Below are 22,846 nucleotides of genomic sequence, written 5' to 3' on the forward strand. Positions count from 1 at the left end.
CAAAAACCAAAATAACAGCGAGCCCGCAGTATTTCAAAAAGATAACCGTTACCCTTTTTCGCCCTTATCATTATGCTGGTACCGACGAAAAAATGGTCTAAAACGTGATCAATTTAACACCTTGCCGATTGACCGTAAAGAAAGTTGCGCTACATACAAAGTGTAGCACCGTTCTGTACGTGTAAATTCCTTAATACGGCTGTGGCTGACGAGAACTCCCGCCCTGTCCCTCTCTTCTTCATCACCGTAAAACTGCCATCCCAGAGTCAACAATGTTAGGATGGTTAGCGATTGATAATGACGGTAACAAGCATGTTAGACAATGTTTTGAGAATTGCCACACGCCAAAGCCCTCTTGCGCTCTGGCAGGCACATTATGTTAAGCAGCGCCTGGAAGCCTGCCACAGCGGCTTGCGCGTCGAGCTGGTGCCCATGGTCACGCGCGGCGATGTGATCCTTGATACGCCGCTGGCGAAAGTGGGCGGCAAAGGCTTGTTTGTCAAAGAACTGGAACTGGCATTGCTTGAGAACCGCGCCGATATCGCCGTGCATTCGATGAAAGACGTGCCCGTCGAGTTCCCGGAAGGGCTGGGGCTGGTGACCATTTGCGAGCGCGAGGATCCGCGCGATGCGTTTGTCTCTAACCAGTTTGACTCGCTTGATGCGTTGCCCAAAGGCAGCGTGGTTGGCACGTCCAGTTTACGCCGCCAGTGTCAGTTGGCTGAACGCCGTCCGGATCTGATCATACGCTCGCTGCGCGGTAACGTTGGCACGCGTCTGGGCAAGCTGGATAACGGCGATTACGATGCCATTATCCTCGCGGTAGCAGGACTTAAGCGTCTGGGGCTGGAGTCACGCATTCGCGTCGCGTTGCCACCGGAGCTCTCTTTGCCGGCCGTGGGACAGGGCGCTGTAGGTATTGAGTGCCGTCTGGATGACAGGCGTACCCGTGAACTGCTTGCGCCGCTGAATCATGACGAGACGGCCATTCGCGTCAAAGCCGAGCGTGCGATGAATACCCGCCTTGAAGGGGGGTGCCAGGTGCCGATTGGCAGCTATGCTGAATTAATTAACGGTGAACTGTGGCTGCGTGCGCTGGTTGGCGCGCCGGACGGTTCGCAGATGGTACGCGGTGAGCGCCGCGGTAAACCGCAAGATGCTGAGCAGCTTGGCGTTTCGCTGGCGGAAGAGTTACTGGATAACGGTGCCCGCGAGATTCTGGCTGACGTTTACGATGGAGAGCCCCCTGCATGAGTATTCTCGTCACCCGCCCTTCTCCCGCAGGAGAGCAGTTAGTGAGCCGTCTGCGCGCACTGGGGCAGGTGGCCTGGAGTTTTCCGCTTATTGAATTCTCCCCGGGTCGGGAGTTGTCCGCGCTCGCCGACCATATGAATACCCTTCAGGAAGGCGACCTGCTGTTTGCCTTGTCGCAACATGCCGTGGAATTTGCCCATGCGCAGCTACAACAGCAGGGACTGAACTGGCCTACCGCGCCACGCTATTTCGCGATTGGCCGTTCCACCGCCCTGGCGCTGCATACCGTAAGTGGAGCAGACGTACGTTACCCGTTAGATCGGGAAACCAGCGAAGTCTTGCTACAATTACCTGAATTACAAACCCTAATCGGAAAACGTGCGCTGATTTTACGCGGTAACGGCGGACGCGAACTGTTAGGCGAAAAGCTGCGTGAACGCGGAGCTGACGTCACGTTTTGCGAATGTTATCAACGCTGTGCAAAACATTACGATGGTGCACAAGAGGCGATGCGCTGGCATACGCGCGGCATTACAACGCTGGTAGTGACCAGCGGCGAAATGCTGCAGCAACTCTGGTCGCTGGTGCCGCTTTGGTATCGTGAAAACTGGTTACTCCACTGTCGGCTTTTGGTCGTCAGTGAGCGTCTGGCGAACCTCGCCCGGGAACTGGGCTGGCAAGATATTCGGATCGCTGATAACGCCGACAACGATGCGCTGCTGCGCGCATTACAATAACTCTCATAATGGGATGCCATAATGACGGAACACGACAAATCCTCCGCCGTGGTTGAAGAGACCAGGGAGACTGTGGACATGACGCCACAGTCAGAAACGACTGAGAAAACCGTTGAGAAGAAAAACGGCAGCAACAAGACCAGCCTCGCGCTGAGCGCGATTGCCATCGCCATTGCGCTGGCAGCAGGCGTCAGCCTCTACGGCCTGGTGAAACAGCAAAGCACCAATCAGACGGCAACCAGCGACGCGCTGGTTAATCAGCTCGCCGCGCTGCAAAAAGCGCAGGAGACACAAAAAACCGAGCTGGAAGGCGTCATCAAACAGCAGGCCGCCGCGCTTGCCGATGCGAACAGCAAACAGGAAGAGCTAACCAAACAGCTGGACGAAGTACAGCAAAAAGTGGCCACCATTTCCGGTACCGATGCCAAAACCTGGCTGCTTTCTCAGGCTGATTTTCTGGTGAAACTGGCCGGGCGTAAGCTCTGGAGCGATCAGGATGTCACCACCGCCGCCGCTCTGCTGAAAAGCGCAGATGCGAGTCTGGCGGACATGAACGATCCAAGCCTCATCACCGCACGTCGCGCCATTACCGAAGACATCGCCAGCCTCTCCGCCGTTTCTCAGGTGGATTATGACGGCATCATCCTCAAGGTAAATCAGCTCTCGAACCAGATTGATAACCTGCAACTGGCAGATAACAACGACGACGATTCGCCCATGGATTCCGACGGCACCGAGCTGTCCAGCTCCCTGAGCGAGTGGCGTGTAAACCTGCAAAAAAGCTGGCAGAACTTTATGGACAGCTTCATCACCATTCGTCGCCGTGATGAAACCGCCGTGCCGCTGTTAGCGCCGAACCAGGATATCTACCTGCGTGAGAACATTCGTTCCCGTCTGCTGGTCGCGGCCCAGGCCGTGCCACGTCATCAGGAAGAGACCTACAAACAGGCGCTGGATAACGTCTCCACATGGGTACGTGCTTACTACGATACCGATGATGCCACCACCACGGCGTTCCTCGATGACATCGACAAACTGAGTCAGCAGAACATCACCATGAACGTGCCGGATAAACTGGCCAGCCAGCCGATTCTGGAAAAGCTGATGCAAACGCGCGTACGTAACCTGCTGGCACAGCCGGGCGTTCCGGCTGAGCAGACGGGTGAACCTGCACCAGCCGCCGCGCCCGCGCCTGAAAGCGCCCCACAAGGAGAGTAACGATGCTTAAAGTACTCTTACTCTTTATCCTGCTGATCGCCGGGATCGTCCTTGGGCCGATGCTTGCCGGTCACCAGGGATACGTGTTGATCCAGACCGACAATTACAACATCGAAACCAGCGTAACGGGTCTGGTGATCATTCTGATCCTGGGCGTTGTGGTGCTGCTGGCGCTGGAGTGGATCCTGCGCCGTATTTTCCGCACCGGTGCCCATACCCGTGGCTGGTTCGTTGGCCGCAAGCGCCGTCGCGCCCGTAAGCAGACCGAGCAGGCGCTGATTAAGCTCGCCGAGGGCGACTATCAGCAGGTGGAAAAGCTGATGTCCAAAAACGCCGATCACGCCGAACAACCCGTCGTGAACTATCTGTTGGCTGCTGAAGCAGCTCAACAGCGTGGTGACGAGGCCCGCGCCAATCAGCATCTGGAGCGCGCGTCGGAGATGGCGTCCGACAACCAGATCCCGGTTGAGATCACCCGCGTTCGCCTGCAGCTGGCACGTAATGAAAACCATGCGGCGCGCCACGGCGTTGACCGTCTGCTGGAAATCACTCCTCGCCACCCTGAAGTGCTGCGCCTTGCCGAGCAGGCCTATATCCGTACCGGTGCATGGGGTTCACTGCTGGACATTATTCCTTCGATGGCGAAAGCCGACGTGGGTGATGATGAACATCGTGACGAACTCCAGCGCATGGCGTGGATTGGTTTGATGGATCAGGCGCGTGCCGATCTGGGTAGCGATGGTCTGAAAACCTGGTGGAAGAATCAGAGCCGCAAAACGCGTCAGCAGGTTCCTCTGCAGGTGGCAATGGCGGAACACCTGATTGAATGTGACGATCATGACACGGCTCAGGAGATCCTCCTCGACGGTCTGAAGCGCCAGTACGACGATCGTCTGGTCATGGTGATCCCGCGTCTGAAAACCAACAACCCTGAGCAAATCGAAAAAGTGCTGCGTCAACAGATCAAAACCGTTGGCGATCGTCCGCTGCTCTGGAGCACGCTGGGCCAGTCGCTGATGAAACACGGTGAATGGCAGGAGGCGAGCCTCGCCTTCCGTGCGGCGTTAAAACAGCGCCCGGACGCGTTTGACTACGCGTGGCTTGCCGATACGCTCGACAAGCAGCATAAACCGGAAGAAGCTGCCGCCATGCGGCGCGACGGTCTGCTTTTGACATTGCAGAATAACGGAAATCAGCAATAATCGTTAAGGAGGCCGGACGGCCTCCTTTTTTACGCACCCTTTTTGCATATCCATCAGGAAACGTTCCGACCAATGTAACGATCTCTTTTCATTAACCTTTTTACACACACGCGCATCAGCCGCGTGGACTAAATCGTTTTTGAAAGGAAATCGTCATGAACTCGCTTTTGTATGCGCTTGTTGAAGCGCTGCGCTGTCATCGCTGGCTGCGTTTGCTGGCCTGCGCCTTTATTTTTACGTCGTTGGGAAATGGGTTAACTCAGGTTGTTGTCTTCGGTTTACTTTTAGACTGGTCGGCACCAGCCACTCTGCTTACGCTCGCCTTTCTTTTTGCAACGGTGCCTGGTTTTATCGGCAGCATCATCAGCGAAAAACTGTGCGCACACTATTCTCCCGTCTCTTTGTTGATCCTGTCAGAGGGGTTGGGCTTACTCGCCCTGTTATTCCCACTGCTGGGTATTCATTATCACAGTATTTCAGCGCTGCTTGCTGTGCAATCCACCGAAGCCCTGTTGAATGGGATGAGCTGGCCGGCCCTAACGTTGCTCTTTAAACGCGGACTCAGTAAAGCAGAGCTTCCTGCAGCAACCTGTCTTGAAAACGTGATTTTTGCGGCTCAGGTACTGCTCGGTACCGGACTGGGCGTAGTACTTTTCCAGCGAATATCGGTGATGACATTGCTGGCAATCGATGCTGCCAGCTTTCTGGGGTCAATGTTTATGCTGTGGCTGGCTGGAAGGACATTTACTGCGCAAGCACGCTCTTTATCCCCAGACGAAGGCTCCCCGGTTATGCTGCGGTGGCATGCGCTGACCCTCCGGCAAAAACGCAGTTTACTCATTTTGCCCGTTCTGGCAGCCGTCGGTTCACCCGCCATGGCGCTTTTACCGGCGCTAGCGCAGCAGATCCAACCGGAGGATGCTGCGGATCTCGCCTTACCGCTTCTCTTTGCCAGGAGTATGGGGCAGCTTTGCGGCCCTATACTGCTGAAGAGAGACAGCCTGCCGCGGCTCACTGCGCACACACCATTGTTAATGCTCTGCCTTAGCCTCTTTTTAGCGGCTTACGGTGTGATCCCGTTTTTATCTGGTTGGATGGTGTGTGCACTGGGGATGATTTTTATTGCACATCTGGCATCAAACGTTGTTTTCGCGGTGGGAACATATGGTGTGCTCAGCAACTTTCACTCTACGCAGACTGCTTCAGCGAGTGGAAAAGTCTGGCGCTGGCAAACGCTCAGTGCCTCTTTGTTCACCGGTATTGCAGCGGCATTAACCGCCGCGTTAGAGGCACTACAGGCAATGTATATTGTCTCTGCGGGTGCGCTGCTTCTGGCAGCCCTGGTCATGTTTCGTTACCGTGAATAAGGCATAAAAAAACGCCTGCTATAAAAGCAGGCGTTAAAACAGGTCTGTAAGACAACATATTTGGTGCTTCACTCAACGTTATGCCCATGGTGTCTGATGAGGCAGAAGCGACATCTGTCAGTGGACGATAAGCACCGTAAATGGCTCTGCATCATTCCTGAGTTTATGAGGCACGAAGGCGAACATAAGAGATAGAATGAGCATCTACACGTATATTATTGCACGTTACATGCCAACGTTACACGAACAAATTTTACATCGCGCAACATTTTAAGATAAAAGGAATTTCTGCTGCTAAGACCCGTCTGACGCACCATAAGATATCGGTAAAAGCGCAGAAGTGTCGTCAGAAAGAGACGGTTAAGACGCTGATGCAATATTATTTTAGTTTTCAATTAATTAAGTGTCGCTGGTTCGCGACAACAGGAAACGCGTATGTTGGGGAATGGATACAGAGGTGAAAAGCCGCAGAAAACAAAAAACCCCGCCGAAGCGGGGTTCAAAATTGGTCGGCGAGAGAGGATTCGAACCTCCGACCCACTGGTCCCAAACCAGTTGCGCTACCAAGCTGCGCTACTCGCCGATGTACTGCTTTTTGAATTTTTAGTTCAATTCATTAAAGTCGTGGTGCGAGGGGGGGGACTTGAACCCCCACGTCCGTAAGAACACTAACACCTGAAGCTAGCGCGTCTACCAATTCCGCCACCTTCGCAATTCACAACTCTTCAATAATGGGGTGGCTAATGGGATTCGAACCCACGACAACTGGAATCACAATCCAGGGCTCTACCAACTGAGCTATAGCCACCACTGTATTCTTTCACGCGGTACTGACTACTTCTCAGACCACCGCAGCTCTAGCGCCGGGACTAAAATGGCGCGCCCGACAGGATTCGAACCTGAGACCTCTGCCTCCGGAGGGCAGCGCTCTATCCAGCTGAGCTACGGGCGCTTAGCGCCGTTGCGGGGCTGGATATTACGTACCTCCGACCCCGCTGTCTAGTGCTTTTTTGAAAAAAATGCGCGTTTGGTTATGGTTTGCACATTTTGCCGCTTATTCCTCCACTTTCTGCGTGGTGACGCGGCGCCCCAGCCCAAATAGCTTATAGGCTGCAGTGACTGCCGCCAGGAAGATCATCCCGACAAACAGCGACATGCGGGTATCATCATTAAAGTACATCCCGATTAATACGCAAATCAGGAACGCCATCGTCAAATAGTTCGCATACGGGAACAGAATCGAGCGGAACGGATGGCTGGCAATCGCCTGTTTATGCGCATGGCGGAAACGCAGCTGGCTAATCAGAATAACGAACCACGGCACCATCCCCGGCAGCACGCTGGCGCTGTAGACATAAACAAATACGCGCTGCGGATTTGGAATAATGTAGTTCAGACATGAGCCAATCAGCAGGATGGCAATCGACACCGCCACACCCGCAACAGGCACACCCGCGCGGGACACTTTACTCATTGCCGCAGGCAATTGATTGTTCTTCGAAAGCGCATAGAGCATACGACCACAGCTGTACATTCCGCTGTTACAGCCAGACAACGCCGCCGTCAGGACGACAAAGTTGATAATACCTGCTGCCGCCGTAATACCAATCTTCGCGAATGTTAAGACAAACGGGCTGCCTGTCGTGCCGATCTCATTCCACGGGAAGATGGTCACGATAACGAAGATCGCCCCCACATAGAAAATCAGGATACGCCACAGCACCTTACCCACCGCACTACGCAGCGTGACCTGCGGGTTCTTCGCTTCACCGGCTGTAATACCGATAAGCTCAACGCCCTGATAGGACGCGACAACGATACACAGCGCCGTCAGGAAGCCTTTCCAGCCACCAGCGAAGAAGCCACCGTGCCCGGTCAGGTTACCGAAGCCAATCGCGTGACCACCGTTGCCAAAGCCGAAGAAAATGACGCCGAGTCCAACCACAATCATCACGATGATGGTGGTGACTTTAATCATCGCAAACCAAAACTCGATTTCACCATAAAGGCGAACGGCTGCCAGGTTTGCCATTGCCACCAGCCCCACAGCAATCAGCGCCGGTATCCACTGGACCATATCCGGGAACCAGAACTGCACATACACCCCGATTGCGGTAATCTCCGAGATACCCACCGCCATCCACATAAACCAGTATGACCAGGCCGTCAGGTAGCCGAAGAACGGGCTCATGTAGCGGTGCGCATAGACGGCGAAAGAGCCGGTCACTGGCTCCAGGAAAAGCATTTCGCCCATCGAACGCATGATGAAGAAAACGAACAGGCCAGCAATAATATACGCCAGCAGAACGGATGGCCCGGCCCATTTGAGCGTGCTTGCAGAGCCCATAAACAGGCCCACACCAATAGTGCCGCCCAGCGCTATCAGTTCAATATGACGAGCTTCCAGCCCACGCTGTAGCTCCGGTTTTTTCTCTGCCATAGATCCTCGGTTGTGTTTGCTGTTTCCCGGCTTAATACCAGGTATTGTTTTTTAGGGGTACTAAAATACGGAGCGAATGGTTTCTTAAATTCTGCAAAATGGCAAACAATGCATTAAAAAAATAAATGCATTGCACAGTTTCGCAGCAGTTTTGCAGGGGAGTTGCAGCGCGAACAGCATATCGCGCTACATTTTGATTACATTTTCCCGGTGTAGTGCCAGGCGAGATAACGCAGCAGACGGAGCTGGCGTTTAATACGTGTTGGTTGCGACAGCAGGCGGTACAGCCACTCCAGTCCCAGGTTTTGCCATACCTTCGGCGCACGTTTTACATGGCCAGTGAAGACGTCATAGGTCCCGCCGACGCCCATATAGAGGGCATCCGGGCAAACCAGACGGCAATCACGCATCAGGATTTCCTGGCGCGGTGAGCCCATCGCCACGGTGACAATTTTCGCCCCGCTGTCGCGCACGCGGTCAAACAGCGCCTGCCGGTCCTCGGGTTTAAAATAGCCGTCCTGGCTACCCACAATATTAACATTCCACTGACGCCGCAGCTTCTGCTCGGTCTGCGCCAGGACCTCAGACTTACCGCCAATAAGAAATACGGGCGTGCCTTCTGCCCCTGCACGTGCCATCAACTGTTCCCAGAGATCGGCCCCCGCGACGCGTGAAACATTAGCACCAGGAAACTTTTTGCGGATCGAGCGTACCACGCTGATACCGTCCGCGTATTTAAACTCGGCGGCCTCGATCAGACTTCTGACTTCAGCGTTATCTTCTACCGCCAGCATCTTCTCTGCATTGATGGCGACCAGCGTACCGAATTTCATCTGGCCACCCGCAAAGAGAAAATCCAGCGCGTGTTGCATATCGCGCCAGCCAATAAGCTGCAGGCCACGCAGCGCGTAGCGCGGTGCAGAGGTTGTGTCGGTCATGACTATCCTTACTCAGACTTGCGACAGCGTTCTGCTGCCCTGTGGCTCGCGCTTATGCACAAGCCCTGCACTGTCAAACAGCCAGTACAGCAGTTTGGCCAGCAGCAGGCAGACGCCGAAAACGACCATGAAGAAAACCACGCGCGAGACGAATGAATCCAGCCCCTCGCGCGCCAGAACGATCATATTGAAAATGGCACCAAAGCAGAAACTGTGCAAAATGGCGGCCTTGTAGCGATTGGTCTCTTCGTTGCCGAGCACATAGAGCCAGTCAAACCATTTGATAATCAGCCCTACCACAACCGCGCCCGGCAGAATAAACCAGCTTCCGCCCATCACCACCAGCGAACCAATCAGCGTAGGGGAAATTGCCAGGCCTGAATGGTTGTTCAGCACTTCCCAGGTGAAGTAGTTCGCCGTATTGAGCACGGCACCCGGGCGGTCAGGCCACAGCCACGACGGGATAAACACATAGAAGTCACGCACAATGGGCGCCAACCCCTGGAAATCGATCTTGTCGTAGTTTTGCAGCAGTAAAGCGAGGTTTTCCCACGGCGAGAAGGTGTCGCGCGTGAGATACAGGAAGGTGTAAAACGCTTCGTCACCGGCCACGTTCAGTCCATAGCGCTTAAGGGCCAGCCAGAACATCCCCACAATGCCAAACACGCCCGCTGCCGCCAGCATCCACAGGGAGATCCATCCGCGAATGATGCCGATAAACAGGAAAATCGCAAAGGCGATAATAATGTTGGCGCGCGTCCCACCCACAATCATGTAGGTCAGGAAACCAAAGGCGACCGTGCTCACCAGGAAGAAGAGCCAGGCCTTACTGTCCTGGCGCAGGAAAAAGATCACCAGCATTGCCGGGATGAAGAAATAGAAGAAGCGCTTGAGCGCCACGCCCGAAACTTCCGCAGAAAAAATCTGACTGTAGGAGTGCAGCTTAAACAGCAAAAAGCCGTTATGCATGAAGAAGATCCCCACGCTGACCAGCGCGATGGTCATCAGCATTACCCACGTCAGATGGGTCTCTACCCTGTTCATGGTGAACAGCGGACGACGCGGCGCACTCGCTTTCACCGCACGCAGACGCGTTTTATAGGTGACGTAGTACACCGCATAGAAGCAGGTCGCCGACAAGAGTGCCTGGAGCAGGATTTCCGGCGGCGCGACACTCACGTCAAAACGGAAAACCAGAATACTGGTCAGCGGAAAACCGAAGAAGAAGGTCAGAAGAAACAGTAACGAGAAGAAGACGTTAAAGTTAAAACGCACGCGGCGGAACTCAAACCAGGTCAGAGTGGCGATAAATAGCGTGCTCAGAAGCCATACCACTAACAAGCCGCTGAATTGCAACTGGCTCATGCGTTGTCTCCTGAAGCGATACGCAGCGCACGGTGCCACGGCGTAAGGTAGTTCGGACTAAAGAAATCGATGGTACTTTTATCCACCAGCGCCAGTTGACGCTGAGCTTCACGTACCACCTCCACGTTCAGGGTATCCGTGGTGAACAGCACCGGAATATGTTGTTCAGCCATATCCTGCCAGAACGGATTATCGCGATTAAGCACACAGGGAACGCCTGCCTGAATCAGCAGGCACAGCGTGCCAATCCCCTGCTGGCGGGCAAAGATGAAATAGCCGAGATCGCACTGGCGAAGCAGCGCCAGATATTCATCAAATTCCAGCTTATCGCGCAGGATGTTCACATTCTCCGGGCTAAACAATCCCAGGGCCTGCTGGCGAACGTCATTGATGTAAGCATCATTGTTGGCCGGATAGCCCATCGGCACAACGACATTCACCGTGTCACCAAACTGCTGATGTACCGCCTTCAGCGCAGCAATATGCTCATTGCTGCGATCGCCAGAGTTACCCACCAGGATCGTCAGCTTACCCTCACGCGGCGTATCGTTTGCCATGTTATTCAGCGCCGGATTCATGCGTGTCGGGAAATAGAGCAACTCACCGCGAACGTTGGGGTGCTGTTTCGCAAAGTAATTGAGATCGCCACGGGTGGCGAAAACACAGCCGAACCGCCCCTGCGCTATACGCCGTAGCGGGTAAAAGAGTCGGAACTTCCAGCCGCGGGAGACTTCATAGAGATCGGCTCCCCAGATATGCCAGCTGCACTGGGAAGGTTTAATCCCGCCACTCAGAAGAGCCAGCCACAGACCGGTATTAAATTGTCCATGGAAGAAGAAGCGCTGCTCACGATCCGCTTTCGCTTTCGCGACAACTGCCTTCGCCAGGGCGGCTTTATCCGGCCAGAAGGTAAGCGTCAGCGCCGGACACATCTCGCTAAGCCCCCTGTCCTGGCCTGCAACCATAAACTCGCGTGCATCGGGATTGTCCGGGGCCAGCTCATCGTTGAAGAACCGCAAAACGGTCTGGTTATGGTGTGGGATATCCGATCCCAGTATGTGAATCAGTGCAGTCATGCGCGTTTACGCCAAAGTAAAAATACGCCGCAACAGGCAGCGAAATAAACGATATAGGTTGCCATATAGGCCTGAGCCGCCCCCAGTGCACCGTGTGCCGGGATCAGCCAGTGTGAGAACGCCGTCAGGAGCGTAAACTGGCTTATCTCTGCCAGGATATACAAACGCAGCGAGGCTTTCGCAATCACCAGATACCCGAATACGTAAGCGCCTACTTTCAGTACATCCCCCACCAGCTGCCAGGCAAACAGATCGCGCATGGCGATGAATTTCGCCGAAAAGAGCAGCCAGATGGCGACATCGCGCAATAACCACACGGTAAAACTGGCCGCCGCCACGGCGGGAAGCACAAAACGCAGCGAGCGGGTAATCTCGCGGGTAATATCCTGTCGGGAGCTCAGACGAGATAAGGTTGGCAGCAACCAGACGCTAAAGGAAGCCGTTATAAATTGGAGGTAGGCGTCAGAAATGCTGCTTACGCCCTGCCAAATTCCCACCACATCCCAGCTGTAATGCGCCGCCAGCAGGTTTCGCATCATCACGTAAGCCACTGGCAGCGTAACAGAGGTAATGAGCGCCATCAGGGTAAATTTACCCAGTTGACCCGCAAGCACCTTGTCCCACTGCGGTTTCAGGTAGCTTAAGGGGATAACGCCACGACGCATCAGCATAAACGCCGCCGGAACGACCACTAACGCAGGTACCAGCGCCAGACCCAGCAGCGCGCCTTCATACCCGCCCAGGCGGTAGCAGAAGTAATAGGCGATAACACCTATAACGCTGCCCAGGATCAGCGCAAGCGCGTTCCCGGCTGCATCACGAAATCCTTTCATCAGCGCCAGTAGCAGGTTAGCCCACGCGATCCCCATCTGAACCAGAGCGACCAGACGCACCAGCCCTTCATAATGCATGTGTCCAAACAGCCCCTGGCTAATGGGGGCCGCCGCCAGCAGAAACACCGCGGCCAGCAGAGTAGAGAAACCTAACACCATCGCCGACGATGTGCCGACGACTTTGCGCAACTGCGCTGCGTCATCCTGATGCTGTGCAACGTATTTCGTAACGCCGTTGAAGATCCCGGCGCCGGCCAATACCCCAAGGACGGTGACAAGCTGGCGGAAATTGCCCGCCAGACCCACCCCAGAAGGGCCGAATGAGACGGCCAACAGCTTGACGACCAGCAGCCCGGCGCCAATTTTGACAAGCGTGGACGCGGCGGTCCACACCGATGCTTTTGCCAGAGACATATCAGCCGAAATAGCTCAGAAGGGTATTAATCACCGTACGCTGGTTAACCGGCGCGAGGTTGTAGAACAGTGGTAAGCGAAGCAAACGCTCACTTTCTTTCGTGGTATAGCGGTCTTCACCCGCGAATGTCCCGAACGCTTCACCGGCCGGGCTGGAGTGCAGCGGAATGTAGTGGAACACCGCCATAATCTCAGCCTCTTTCAGCCAGGCAATCAGCTTGCTGCGATCGTCGTTATCGCGCAGTTTGATGTAGAACATATGGGCATTGTGGACGCAGTCTGCCGGAATGGTCGGCAGCGCAATACGCCCGGCTTTTGCCAGCGGTGCCAGCGCGTCGTAATAGGTCTGCCACAGGGACAAACGCTGCAAGTTAATGCGCTCTGCCGCCTCCAGCTGTGCCCACAGGTACGCCGCCTGCAGATCCGCCATCAGATAGCTTGAGCCAATATCGCGCCAGGTATACTTATCAACCTGGCCACGGAAGAACTGGCTGCGGTTGGTGCCTTTTTCGCGGATCACTTCCGCACGCTCAACCAGCGCGCGGTCGTTAATCAGCGTCGCGCCACCTTCACCACCTGCGGTGTAATTTTTGGTTTCGTGGAAGCTAAAGCAGCCGATGTGGCCGATGGTGCCGAGCGCGCGTCCTTTGTAGGTGGACATCACGCCCTGAGCGGCATCTTCCACAACAAACAGGTTATGCTTTTTCGCGATCGCCATAATGGTGTCCATTTCACAGGCCACGCCCGCGTAATGGACCGGAACAATCGCCCGCGTTTTATCAGTGATCGCCGCTTCAATCAGCGTTTCATCGATATTCATGGTGTCCGGACGAATATCCACAAAGACGATTTTCGCCCCGCGTAACACAAACGCGTTCGCCGTGGAGACGAAGGTGTAGCTCGGCATAATCACTTCATCACCGGGCTGAATATCGAGCAACAGCGCAGCCATTTCCAGCGACGCCGTACAGGAGGGGGTCAGCAGCACTTTAGCGCTGTGAAAACGCTGTTCCATCCACTGCTGGCAGCGACGGGTAAACCCACCATCACCGCAGAGTTTGCCGCTGCCCATAGCAGACTGCATATAGTCGAGTTCGGTTCCCACGACGGGTGGTGCGTTAAATGGAATCATCTTGTCACCTGTATAACCAGTAGGCGGTGGCGTCGATGTTGGCACCACTCGCAATATAACGTTTAAGCGCAGCGGTGTTGCCCATCTGGGTTGCCACCCGCAGCGTCGAGACCTGTTGCTGCTGCGCCCAGTGTAGCGCCGCCTGCATGAGTTTCTCGCCCACACCCCGGCCAGCTAATAAGCCGATACGCGCCTCGCGCTCGTTGAGCTTGCGAAGCGAAACAAAACCCTGGATCTGGCCGTCCGCCGCGCGGAACACCAGACAAACATGATCGAACGTCCCTTTTACCGCATTCTCAATCCACTGGGCATAGAAACGTCCGCTGTCCTCAGGTGCATACCAGGGCGCACGAAAGCGGCTGCGGGCAAACGCCTGCGCCGCCATTTCGCGCAGCACCGGGATATCCTGCTCAGCGGCAACCTCCGCGCCTGGCGCCTCATGCCGGGTTAGCGTAATGGCAAGATCGACTTCGCCTTCCACCAGCTGAAAACCGTGTTGCTGAAGCGCATCCAGCAGGTCGGCGCGGTCCGCCGGGATCTTCGCCTGTACCCGCTGCCAGACGCGAAAGTCGGCGTCAGTCAGTGCCGGTGCAGTTTCGCGCAAACGCAGAATGGCTGAAGGCAGACCAAAAAAATGGCTCTCCCACTCTAGGGACTCAAGCGTCCCGTTCAGGTTGCTCAACGCCAGACACCTTTGGTATCAACAATGTAACGCTGCTGTACGGCATCAGCGGGGGTCGCTTTAAACTCTTTATGATCCACCAGCAGCACCAGTACGTCCGCCGTGGCCAGCGCGTCATCCAGCGCGGTAAGCGTGCAGTGCCCCGCCAGTTTTGCCGGCAGTTCATGAATATTCGGCTCGACTACCAGCGTTTCGCCCGTGTGCCATTGGGCAATCATCTCAGCAATTTCCATCGCCGGGCTTTCGCGCAGATCGTCGATGTTAGGTTTGAATGCCAGGCCAAAGCAGGCAATTTTCAGTTCACTGGCCCGTTTGCCACTCTCAGCCAGACAATCTGCCACCGTGGTTTTAACCTGGTTGAGAACCCAGTGTGGCTTGCTGTCGTTAACTTCACGCGCGGTGCGGATCAGGCGTGCCTGATCGGGGTTTTGCGCCACGATAAACCATGGATCGACGGCGATACAGTGACCGCCCACGCCCGGGCCTGGCTGCAGAATATTAACGCGCGGATGACGATTCGCCAGGCTGATTAATTCCCAGACGTTAATCCCCTGATCGGCACAAATGAGCGAAAGTTCGTTGGCAAAAGCGATGTTCACATCGCGAAAGCTGTTTTCCGTCAGTTTGCACATTTCTGCGGTACGGGAGTTCGTCACCACGCATTCGCCTTCGAGGAAAATCTTGTACAGCGCGCTGGCACGAGCGGAACAAACAGGCGTCATCCCGCCAATCACGCGGTCATTTTTAATCAGTTCGACCATCACCTGCCCCGGCAGCACGCGCTCCGGACAGTAGGCGATATTGATATCGGCCTGCTCTCCCGCCTGCTGCGGGAAGCTTAAATCCGGCCGGGCTTCTGCCAGCCACTGTGCCATCTGCTCGGTTGCGCCAACCGGAGAAGTGGACTCCAGGATCACCAGCGCCCCTTTCTTGAGCACAGGTGCAATAGATTTCGCAGCGGCCTCGACGTAGACCATGTCGGGTTCATGGTCGCCTTTGAATGGCGTCGGCACAGCAATGAGATAAGCATCGGCTTCAACCGGCGTGGTACTGGCGCGCAGGAATCCCCCATCAACGGCCTCTTTGACCACGCGGTCGAGATCGGGCTCCACAATATGGATTTCGCCACGGTTAATGGTTTCCACCGCGCGCGCATTGATGTCCACGCCTACAACCTGTTTTTGACGAGAGGCAAATGCTGCCGCAGTAGGCAAGCCAATGTAGCCAAGACCAATGACAGAGATGGTAGTAAAACTCATAGCGATACCCGATTGTGTTTAAGTGCATGCAAAATACGGCCACAAGCCAGCCCATCACCGTACGGGTTATGGGCCCGGCTCATCGCCTGATACGCTTCTTCGTCGTGCAGCAGGTGTGTCACTTCATCGACGATACGCTGCTTATCCGTGCCGACCAGACGCACCGTGCCCGCTTTTACCGCCTCCGGGCGCTCGGTGGTTTCACGCATTACCAGCACCGGCTTGCCGAGTGAAGGTGCTTCTTCCTGAATACCGCCTGAATCGGTGAGGATCAGCCAGGCATGATTCATAAGCCAGACAAACGGCATGTAGTCCTGCGGCTCAATCAGAAGGACATTTTCAACATGTCCCAGAATGCGGTTGACCGGCTCGCTGACGTTAGGGTTGAGATGCACCGGATAGACAATCTGCACATCTTCGTTTTGCGCGGCGATTTCAGCCAGCGCATGACAGATTTGCTCGAAACCCCGGCCAAAGCTTTCACGACGGTGGCCGGTGACCAGAATGGTTTTTTTGCCGTTGTTCAGGAACGGGTAGCGCGCAGCGAGTTCTGCCTGAAGTTCGTTGTTAGCCAGCACACGGTCACGCACCCAAATCAGGGCATCAATAACCGTATTGCCGGTCACAAAGATTTTTTTGTCGGCAATATTTTCACGCAGCAGGTTCTGGCGCGAATTTTCGGTGGGTGCAAAGTGGTACATCGCCAGATGTCCGGTAAGCGTGCGGTTGGCTTCTTCCGGCCACGGCGAATAAAGGTTGCCGGTGCGCAGGCCCGCTTCAACGTGGCCGACAGGAATACGTTGATAAAACGCTGCCAGACTGGTTGCCACGGTGGTGGTGGTGTCGCCATGCACCAGCACGACATCAGGCTTAAAGGATTCCAGAATGGGCTTTAACTCTTGCAAGATACGGCAGGTAATCTCCGTTAATCCCTGCCCCGGCTTCATTATATTGAGGTCGTAGTCCGGGACGATGGAAAAGAGCGTTAAAACCTGATCGAGCATCTCCCGGTGTTGCGCCGTGACGCACACTTTCGCTTCAATATCAGGATCGCTGGCCAGCGCATGCACCAGAGGCGCCATCTTGATGGCCTCCGGCCTGGTGCCAAATACGGTAAGTACTTTCACATCGATTCTCTTCGATTAGGCGATGAAGGCCGTAGCCTTCATCGTAGACGGCGTTCTTAATTTGTGCGACGACGTATTAACGCCACGCCAGCGCCCGTCAGTGCGCCTACAATCCCCCACATGATCATCAGGAATGCACGACGCGGACTATCGCGTTTTACAGGTTCTTCAGGCGTTCGCAAATAACGATAGGTCTGAAAACGCGGGTCCAGCGTTGGACCAACATTCAGGGTGGTGAGCATGGCGCGGTTTTGATCGTAGTCGAGGTCAAAATCAGGGCCAACGGCCTGCAGGTTTTCCAGACGAGCCTGCAGCATTGGACGACCAAGCAGGAACATTTCAGAATCAGGCAGTTCATCCGCCGGAACGTCCGTTTCGCTGCGAGAAATATTGTGCTGTTCCGCAATTTTGAGTGCCTGTTCAATGTTATGAACACGGCGGGAGAATATGGCTTTAGCCACCTCTTCCTGACGTTTTACCTGCGCTTTCATCTGGATGGTACGGGCCGCCCAGGCGCCTTTGAGTTCTTCATTAAGATGACTTGCGGCGCGCTGGCTGGCAAAAGCGACATACTGGCGCAACAGGTTATTGGCATCCGGCGCCGTCTCTGCAATCAGTTTGACGCTGTCATTAACATTACGCAGCGCATCGCCCGGCATAAACTGAATGTTGTTAATCAGGTCATCCAGCAGCGCGGCATCGGCTTTGCTGTTGCCCACCATGCGTTGCTTGTAATAATCCGTCTGGCTCCAGAAATCACGACGCGTGTCCCAGGAGGCCAGCTGCATGACAAACTCTTTATACGCCTCATCCATAACGGAAGCCTGATCGGGCGTCGCCAGATTCGCCTTGATATCCAGGTTGCGCAGGAACTGCTGCTGGGAATAAAACCCGCCGAGCATGTTAACCGTTGGTCTGTCTGTAATTGCCGTGGCGCTCCACTCCTGCTTTGCAAAGAAAGTGTAGGCCAGCGCTAACAGTGCGAACCCCAGCGCGATCCCCGCAATCCAAAGTTTGCCTGCCCATAACACGCGAAACAAACCCCGAATATCCAGTTCATTCTCAGTTACCACTGATTTCGCTCCCGCCAACGGTTGAGTCATCATAGTCCCGGTTTTACTTAGTTAATGTTGTGTTTTTGTCATTGTTACGACGCATCCTGCGTTTCAGACGTTTAATGAATCGCGCCACTTTCCATGCGCGCTTAATGCAGTAGCCGTACAGGAAAAATGCTAGCAAGAATAATACCAACATTACCCATTCAGGAATGAAATGAGCATATTCTGCGGCAACGCCAATCGCGGCCAGAATAGCGGCGGCAAGGGTAATCAGGACAAACGCCTGACGGGAAGTAAAGCCCGCACGCATGATGAGATGATGAATATGCTGGCGATCGGGAGAGAAAGGACTCATCCCTTTACGCAGACGGCGATACATAATCGCCACCATATCCATTAACGGAATGGCGATAATCCACAGCGCGGTTACCGGGCTAATCGGGTGAGTTTTACCCTGCGTAGTTTCGAGCAAAATCCAGATAACGGTAAAACCGATTAGCGTACTGCCGGCGTCACCCATAAAGACTTTATAGCGACGCCCCAGCGCACCGAGATTAAGGAGAATATAAGGCAGGATGGCGGCAATCATGGCAAAACACCACATTGACAGGCTGTACTGACCATCAAACCAGAGAATGATGCCGATTGCGGCAAACGAAACCGATGACAATCCGCCAAGCAGACCGTCAATACCATCCACCATGTTGAAAGCGTTAATCGCTGCCCAGACAGCAAAAAGCGTCAGGAAGAAGCCAAATGGACCCAGGACTAATTCCCATGGGCCAAAGACATAGCCGAGGCTTCTCAGGTAAAGTCCGCCGACGACCATCATAATCACGCCAATCGCCGCCTGAACGGTGGCGCGGATTTTCACCGCGATATCGAATCGGTCATCCAGTGCCCCGACAAGGACCAGGACACCCGCACAGGCAAGATAGAGGGCTGCGTGTGGAATATAATAATCCGCAATGCCAAATGTGAAACAAATGCCAGCGTAAACAGAAATCCCTCCAACCAGAGGAATAAGTCCCTGATGACGTTTACGGAAATTGGGCTTATCCACCAACCCTATTCTTTTTGCCACCTTACGCGCGATGAACAAAAAACAGGTTGTGAATAAAAAAATACTGATCAGCTCAGTAACGGCGGTGAGTAGATTCACAATGGATTGCTCTCAACAAATGTTAGTCCCGGAAGTATAACCATGAAGCCTCCGCCTCAGAAGTATTAAAGGTGGCTTATTACAACTCCCTTTGTATATATTTCAATCAATTATTTCTTTGACTGTACAAACGGTCCTATTGTCGCACCGACCGGTCAAAATTGGGAGTGTGTGGTAATAGCGTATAGTCCATAAAAGAAAAACGCCACGTAAAAACGTGGCGTTCACTGGCTTTATTTGCGTTACGAGCGCTTCATCATGTCGAAGAAATCGTCGTTGGTTTTGGTCATCGCCAGTTTGTTAATGAGGAATTCCATTGCGTCGATTTCACCCATTGGGTGGATAATTTTGCGCAGGATCCACATTTTCTGCAGCTCTTCCTGAGTGGTGAGCAGCTCTTCCTTACGGGTACCGGAACGGTTGTAGTCGATAGCCGGGAAGACACGTTTTTCTGCAATCTTACGAGAGAGGTGCAGTTCCATGTTACCTGTCCCTTTAAACTCTTCGTAGATCACTTCGTCCATTTTGGAGCCAGTATCGATCAGCGCCGTCGCGATGATGGTCAGGCTACCGCCCTCTTCCACATTACGTGCAGCACCGAAGAAGCGCTTCGGACGATGCAGGGCGTTGGCATCCACACCACCGGTCAGTACTTTACCGGAAGCCGGAACCACGGTGTTGTAGGCACGCGCCAGACGGGTGATAGAGTCGAGCAGAATGATAACGTCTTTCTTGTGCTCAACCAGGCGTTTCGCCTTCTCAATAACCATTTCCGCAACCTGAACGTGACGGGATGCTGGCTCGTCAAAGGTCGACGCCACTACTTCACCTTTCACCAGACGCTGCATCTCGGTCACTTCTTCCGGACGTTCGTCAATCAGCAGTACCATCAGCACACAGTCAGGGTGGTTGTAGGCAATGCTCTGCGCGATGTTCTGCAGCAGCATGGTTTTACCCGCTTTTGGCGGTGCCACAATCAGACCACGTTGACCACGACCAATTGGCGAAGCCAGATCCAGCACGCGCGCGGTTAAGTCTTCGGTAGAACCGTTACCACGCTCCATACGCAGACGAGAGTTCGCATGCAGCGGCGTTAAGTTCTCGAAGAGGATCTTATTACGCGAGTTTTCCGGTTTGTCGTAGTTAACTTCGTTAACTTTCAACAGCGCAAAGTAGCGTTCACCCTCTTTTGGAGGACGAATCTTACCTGAAATGGTGTCACCAGTGCGGAGGTTGAAACGGCGGATTTGGCTGGGGGATACGTAGATGTCGTCAGGGCCGGCGAGGTAGGAGCTGTCTGCAGAGCGGAGGAAACCAAATCCGTCTTGCAATATCTCCAGCACACCGTCGCCAAAGATATCTTCGCCACTCTTAGCGTGCTGCTTCAGGATGGCGAAAATGATGTCCTGCTTGCGCATACGAGCCTGGTTTTCCAGTCCCATATTTTCGCCGAGAGTGATCAGCTCAGAAACCGGCGTATTCTTTAATTCGGTAAGATTCATAATGGTGTGGGTTCTTAAACTCGGGGTGATTCTCGAACTTAATGTTGTGAATGGTATGGCAGGGTCATCCATGCCTGTTTAGCGGCCATCAACTCATGTCTGTTCGCTGTCTGGTCACAGGGAAAGAACGCAGATCTGAAACGACAAGACGGATTGAGTGACAAGCCCGGAATCTAGCCACTTCACGCACTGTTTATGTTAACAACGGGAAGTTTCGGGTAAAACAAGATTCAAACAACAAGATATGTTTAAAACGAAGTCATAGCTAACTTAGCACGACTTAAGCCGGGCGTCCAGAGTTGCACATCATTTTGGCCTCTGGACGCGCAGCGGAGAAACCTTACGCCAGGTTAGCGTCGAGGAACTCTTTCAGTTGACCTTTGGACAGTGCGCCCACTTTGGTCGCCGCCACTTCGCCGTTTTTAAACAGCAGCAGGGTCGGGATGCCACGGATGCCGTATTTTGGCGCGGTACCCGGGTTCTGGTCGATGTTCAGCTTGGCAACGGTCAGTTTGCCCTGATATTCGTCAGCGATCTCATCCAGAATCGGGGCGATCATTTTGCAAGGACCACACCATTCAGCCCAGAAATCGACGAGGGTCAGCCCGTCAGCCTTAAGTACGTCCGTGTCAAAACTGTCGTCAGTCAGGTGAATAATTTTATCGCTCATATATAACTCCACAGGAATAAGCCTGGTGCGTTGGTTTCGCCTTCATCAACGACGTGTTGATGTCGCATTAACCAACTAAAGGTTGACTTTATTTCACCGGATACGCTTTCGTAAAGCAATAGTAAGCTGATATTCTACCACACTATGAGCAAAACACATTTAACAGAACAGAAGTTTTCCGACTTCGCCCTGCACCCAAAAGTGATTGAAGCCCTTGAAAATAAAGGGTTTCATAACTGCACGCCCATTCAGGCTCTCGCCCTGCCGCTGACGCTGGCCGGTCGTGACGTAGCAGGGCAGGCGCAAACCGGTACTGGCAAAACGATGGCGTTTTTAACGTCAACGTTTCACTATTTACTTTCTCATCCAGCGATTGCAGACCGCAAAGTTAACCAGCCGCGCGCGCTTATCATGGCTCCGACGCGAGAACTGGCGGTACAGATCCACGCAGACGCTGAACCTCTGACGCAGGCGACCGGCCTGAAGATTGGCCTGGCTTACGGCGGCGATGGCTACGATAAGCAGCTGAAAGTGCTGGAAAGCGGCGTGGATATCCTGATCGGTACCACTGGCCGTCTTATCGATTATGCAAAACAGAATCACATTAACCTCGGCGCAATCCAGGTTGTGGTGCTGGATGAAGCCGACCGCATGTACGATCTGGGCTTTATCAAAGACATCCGCTGGCTGTTCCGTCGCATGCCCCCAGCGAACCAGCGTCTGAACATGCTGTTCTCCGCTACCCTTTCTTATCGCGTACGCGAGCTGGCGTTCGAGCAGATGAACAACGCCGAATATGTGGAAGTGGAGCCGGAGCAGAAAACAGGTCACCGCATTAAAGAAGAGCTCTTCTATCCTTCCAATGAAGAGAAAATGCGCCTGCTGCAAACGCTGATCGAAGAAGAGTGGCCAGATCGCGCCATTATCTTCGCGAACACCAAACACCGCTGTGAAGATATTTGGGGCCATCTGGCTGCGGATGGTCACCGTGTGGGTCTGCTGACCGGCGATGTGGCACAGAAAAAACGCCTGCGTATTCTCGACGAATTTACCCGTGGCGATCTCGATATTCTGGTCGCAACCGACGTGGCCGCGCGTGGTCTGCATATACCCGCCGTCACGCACGTCTTCAACTATGACCTGCCGGATGACTGCGAAGACTACGTACACCGCATTGGTCGTACCGGTCGTGCAGGCGCAAGCGGTCACTCCATTAGCCTTGCGTGTGAAGAATATGCGCTGAATCTCCCGGCGATTGAGGCCTACATTGGTCACTCTATTCCACAGAGTAAATACAATCCGGATGCGCTGTTAAGCGAACTGCCGCCGCCTAAGCGCCTTACCCGCGCCCGCTCCGGCAATGGCCCGCGTCGTTCTGGCGCACCGCGTAATCGTCGTCGTTCAGGTTAA

General features: G+C 54.2%; 19 protein-coding genes and 4 tRNA genes. 6 read left to right on the forward strand and 17 right to left on the reverse strand.

All coding sequences use genetic code 11. The features are described from left to right. The first annotated feature begins 312 nt into the window (after positions 1 to 312). The 5 genes from hemC to ACQG22_RS22730 all read left to right on the forward strand — a co-directional run bounded on the left by hemC (position 313) and on the right by ACQG22_RS22730 (position 5,778). Positions 313 to 1,254, forward strand: a complete 942-nt coding sequence (hemC, locus tag ACQG22_RS22710; RefSeq protein WP_032618596.1) for a hydroxymethylbilane synthase — start codon at positions 313 to 315, stop codon at positions 1,252 to 1,254. Next, positions 1,251 to 1,991: a uroporphyrinogen-III synthase gene (gene hemD / locus ACQG22_RS22715; protein WP_047352127.1), complete on the forward strand. Its 741-nt coding sequence runs from the start codon at positions 1,251 to 1,253 to the stop codon at positions 1,989 to 1,991. Before hemC ends, hemD begins: the two co-directional genes overlap by 4 nt. Before the next feature lie 21 nt (positions 1,992 to 2,012). Further along, complete coding sequence (gene hemX / locus ACQG22_RS22720; RefSeq protein ID WP_038420796.1) at positions 2,013 to 3,209, forward strand: uroporphyrinogen-III C-methyltransferase; 1,197 nt, start codon at positions 2,013 to 2,015, stop codon at positions 3,207 to 3,209. 2 nt (positions 3,210 to 3,211) lie between these two features. After that, the gene (hemY, locus tag ACQG22_RS22725) at positions 3,212 to 4,411 is read left to right on the forward strand and encodes a protoheme IX biogenesis protein HemY (RefSeq protein ID WP_014833715.1); all 1,200 of its coding nucleotides are present in this window, start codon (positions 3,212 to 3,214) and stop codon (positions 4,409 to 4,411) included. Positions 4,412 to 4,566: 155 nt separating this feature from the next. Then, positions 4,567 to 5,778 carry an MFS transporter gene (locus ACQG22_RS22730; protein WP_222169264.1) on the forward strand — a complete coding sequence of 404 codons (1,212 nt, stop codon included), beginning with the start codon at positions 4,567 to 4,569 and terminating at the stop codon, positions 5,776 to 5,778. Positions 5,779 to 6,284: 506 nt separating this feature from the next. Here the strand turns inward: ACQG22_RS22730 and ACQG22_RS22735 are convergent. The 17 genes from ACQG22_RS22735 to trxA form a co-directional block, all read right to left on the reverse strand. Continuing rightward, positions 6,285 to 6,361 (reverse strand) — tRNA-Pro (locus ACQG22_RS22735). 42 nt (positions 6,362 to 6,403) lie between these two features. Further along, positions 6,404 to 6,490: transfer RNA gene (locus ACQG22_RS22740), tRNA-Leu, on the reverse strand. Between the two features lie 20 nt (positions 6,491 to 6,510). After that, a tRNA-His gene (locus ACQG22_RS22745) sits at positions 6,511 to 6,586 on the reverse strand. Positions 6,587 to 6,653: 67 nt separating this feature from the next. Next, positions 6,654 to 6,730 (reverse strand) — tRNA-Arg (locus tag ACQG22_RS22750). 102 nt (positions 6,731 to 6,832) lie between these two features. Continuing rightward, positions 6,833 to 8,218: a bifunctional threonine/serine APC transporter ThrP gene (thrP, locus tag ACQG22_RS22755; protein WP_038985266.1), complete on the reverse strand. Its 1,386-nt coding sequence runs from the start codon at positions 8,216 to 8,218 to the stop codon at positions 6,833 to 6,835. Positions 8,219 to 8,415: 197 nt separating this feature from the next. Beyond that, positions 8,416 to 9,156, reverse strand: coding sequence for a lipopolysaccharide N-acetylmannosaminouronosyltransferase (gene wecG, locus ACQG22_RS22760; protein WP_369706810.1), 741 nt, complete (start codon positions 9,154 to 9,156; stop codon positions 8,416 to 8,418). A 12-nt stretch (positions 9,157 to 9,168) separates the two neighbouring features. Continuing rightward, on the reverse strand, positions 9,169 to 10,521 hold the full coding sequence (gene wzyE / locus ACQG22_RS22765) for an ECA oligosaccharide polymerase (protein ID WP_014833719.1): 1,353 nt from the start codon (positions 10,519 to 10,521) through the stop codon (positions 9,169 to 9,171). Then, the gene (locus ACQG22_RS22770) at positions 10,518 to 11,597 is read right to left on the reverse strand and encodes a TDP-N-acetylfucosamine:lipid II N-acetylfucosaminyltransferase (RefSeq protein WP_369706811.1); all 1,080 of its coding nucleotides are present in this window, start codon (positions 11,595 to 11,597) and stop codon (positions 10,518 to 10,520) included. The genes wzyE and ACQG22_RS22770 overlap by 4 nt, the downstream gene beginning before the upstream one ends. Then, positions 11,594 to 12,844, reverse strand: a complete 1,251-nt coding sequence (gene wzxE, locus ACQG22_RS22775; RefSeq protein ID WP_102752782.1) for a lipid III flippase WzxE — start codon at positions 12,842 to 12,844, stop codon at positions 11,594 to 11,596. Before wzxE ends, ACQG22_RS22770 begins: the two co-directional genes overlap by 4 nt. Before the next feature lies 1 nt (position 12,845). Continuing rightward, positions 12,846 to 13,976 (reverse strand): dTDP-4-amino-4,6-dideoxygalactose transaminase, encoded by a 1,131-nt coding sequence (rffA, locus tag ACQG22_RS22780; RefSeq protein WP_014833721.1) that lies wholly within the window; start codon positions 13,974 to 13,976, stop codon positions 12,846 to 12,848. Positions 13,977 to 13,980: 4 nt separating this feature from the next. Next, the gene (gene rffC, locus ACQG22_RS22785; protein ID WP_038420802.1) at positions 13,981 to 14,658 is read right to left on the reverse strand and encodes a dTDP-4-amino-4,6-dideoxy-D-galactose acyltransferase; all 678 of its coding nucleotides are present in this window, start codon (positions 14,656 to 14,658) and stop codon (positions 13,981 to 13,983) included. After that, complete coding sequence (gene wecC / locus ACQG22_RS22790) at positions 14,655 to 15,917, reverse strand: UDP-N-acetyl-D-mannosamine dehydrogenase (protein WP_038420803.1); 1,263 nt, start codon at positions 15,915 to 15,917, stop codon at positions 14,655 to 14,657. The genes rffC and wecC overlap by 4 nt, the downstream gene beginning before the upstream one ends. Continuing rightward, positions 15,914 to 17,044: a non-hydrolyzing UDP-N-acetylglucosamine 2-epimerase gene (gene wecB / locus ACQG22_RS22795; RefSeq protein WP_028028026.1), complete on the reverse strand. Its 1,131-nt coding sequence runs from the start codon at positions 17,042 to 17,044 to the stop codon at positions 15,914 to 15,916. The genes wecC and wecB overlap by 4 nt, the downstream gene beginning before the upstream one ends. Positions 17,045 to 17,100: 56 nt before the next feature. Then, positions 17,101 to 18,147 carry an ECA polysaccharide chain length modulation protein gene (wzzE, locus tag ACQG22_RS22800; protein WP_028028025.1) on the reverse strand — a complete coding sequence of 349 codons (1,047 nt, stop codon included), beginning with the start codon at positions 18,145 to 18,147 and terminating at the stop codon, positions 17,101 to 17,103. Positions 18,148 to 18,160: 13 nt separating this feature from the next. Next, the gene (wecA, locus tag ACQG22_RS22805; RefSeq protein WP_014833726.1) at positions 18,161 to 19,264 is read right to left on the reverse strand and encodes a UDP-N-acetylglucosamine--undecaprenyl-phosphate N-acetylglucosaminephosphotransferase; all 1,104 of its coding nucleotides are present in this window, start codon (positions 19,262 to 19,264) and stop codon (positions 18,161 to 18,163) included. A gap of 242 nt (positions 19,265 to 19,506) precedes the next feature. Further along, entirely contained in the window at positions 19,507 to 20,766 is a 1,260-nt protein-coding gene (gene rho / locus ACQG22_RS22810) for a transcription termination factor Rho (protein ID WP_001054528.1), read from the reverse strand. Positions 20,767 to 21,106: 340 nt separating this feature from the next. Further along, positions 21,107 to 21,436, reverse strand: coding sequence for a thioredoxin TrxA (trxA, locus tag ACQG22_RS22815; RefSeq protein ID WP_004386384.1), 330 nt, complete (start codon positions 21,434 to 21,436; stop codon positions 21,107 to 21,109). A gap of 144 nt (positions 21,437 to 21,580) precedes the next feature. On the opposite strand from trxA, the gene rhlB reads away from it, so the two are divergent. Beyond that, positions 21,581 to 22,846: an ATP-dependent RNA helicase RhlB gene (gene rhlB, locus ACQG22_RS22820; RefSeq protein ID WP_013099279.1), complete on the forward strand. Its 1,266-nt coding sequence runs from the start codon at positions 21,581 to 21,583 to the stop codon at positions 22,844 to 22,846.

This window comes from Enterobacter cloacae complex sp. 309I3 (assembly GCF_050031595.1).
In the GTDB taxonomy this organism is placed as follows: domain Bacteria; phylum Pseudomonadota; class Gammaproteobacteria; order Enterobacterales; family Enterobacteriaceae; genus Enterobacter; species Enterobacter cloacae.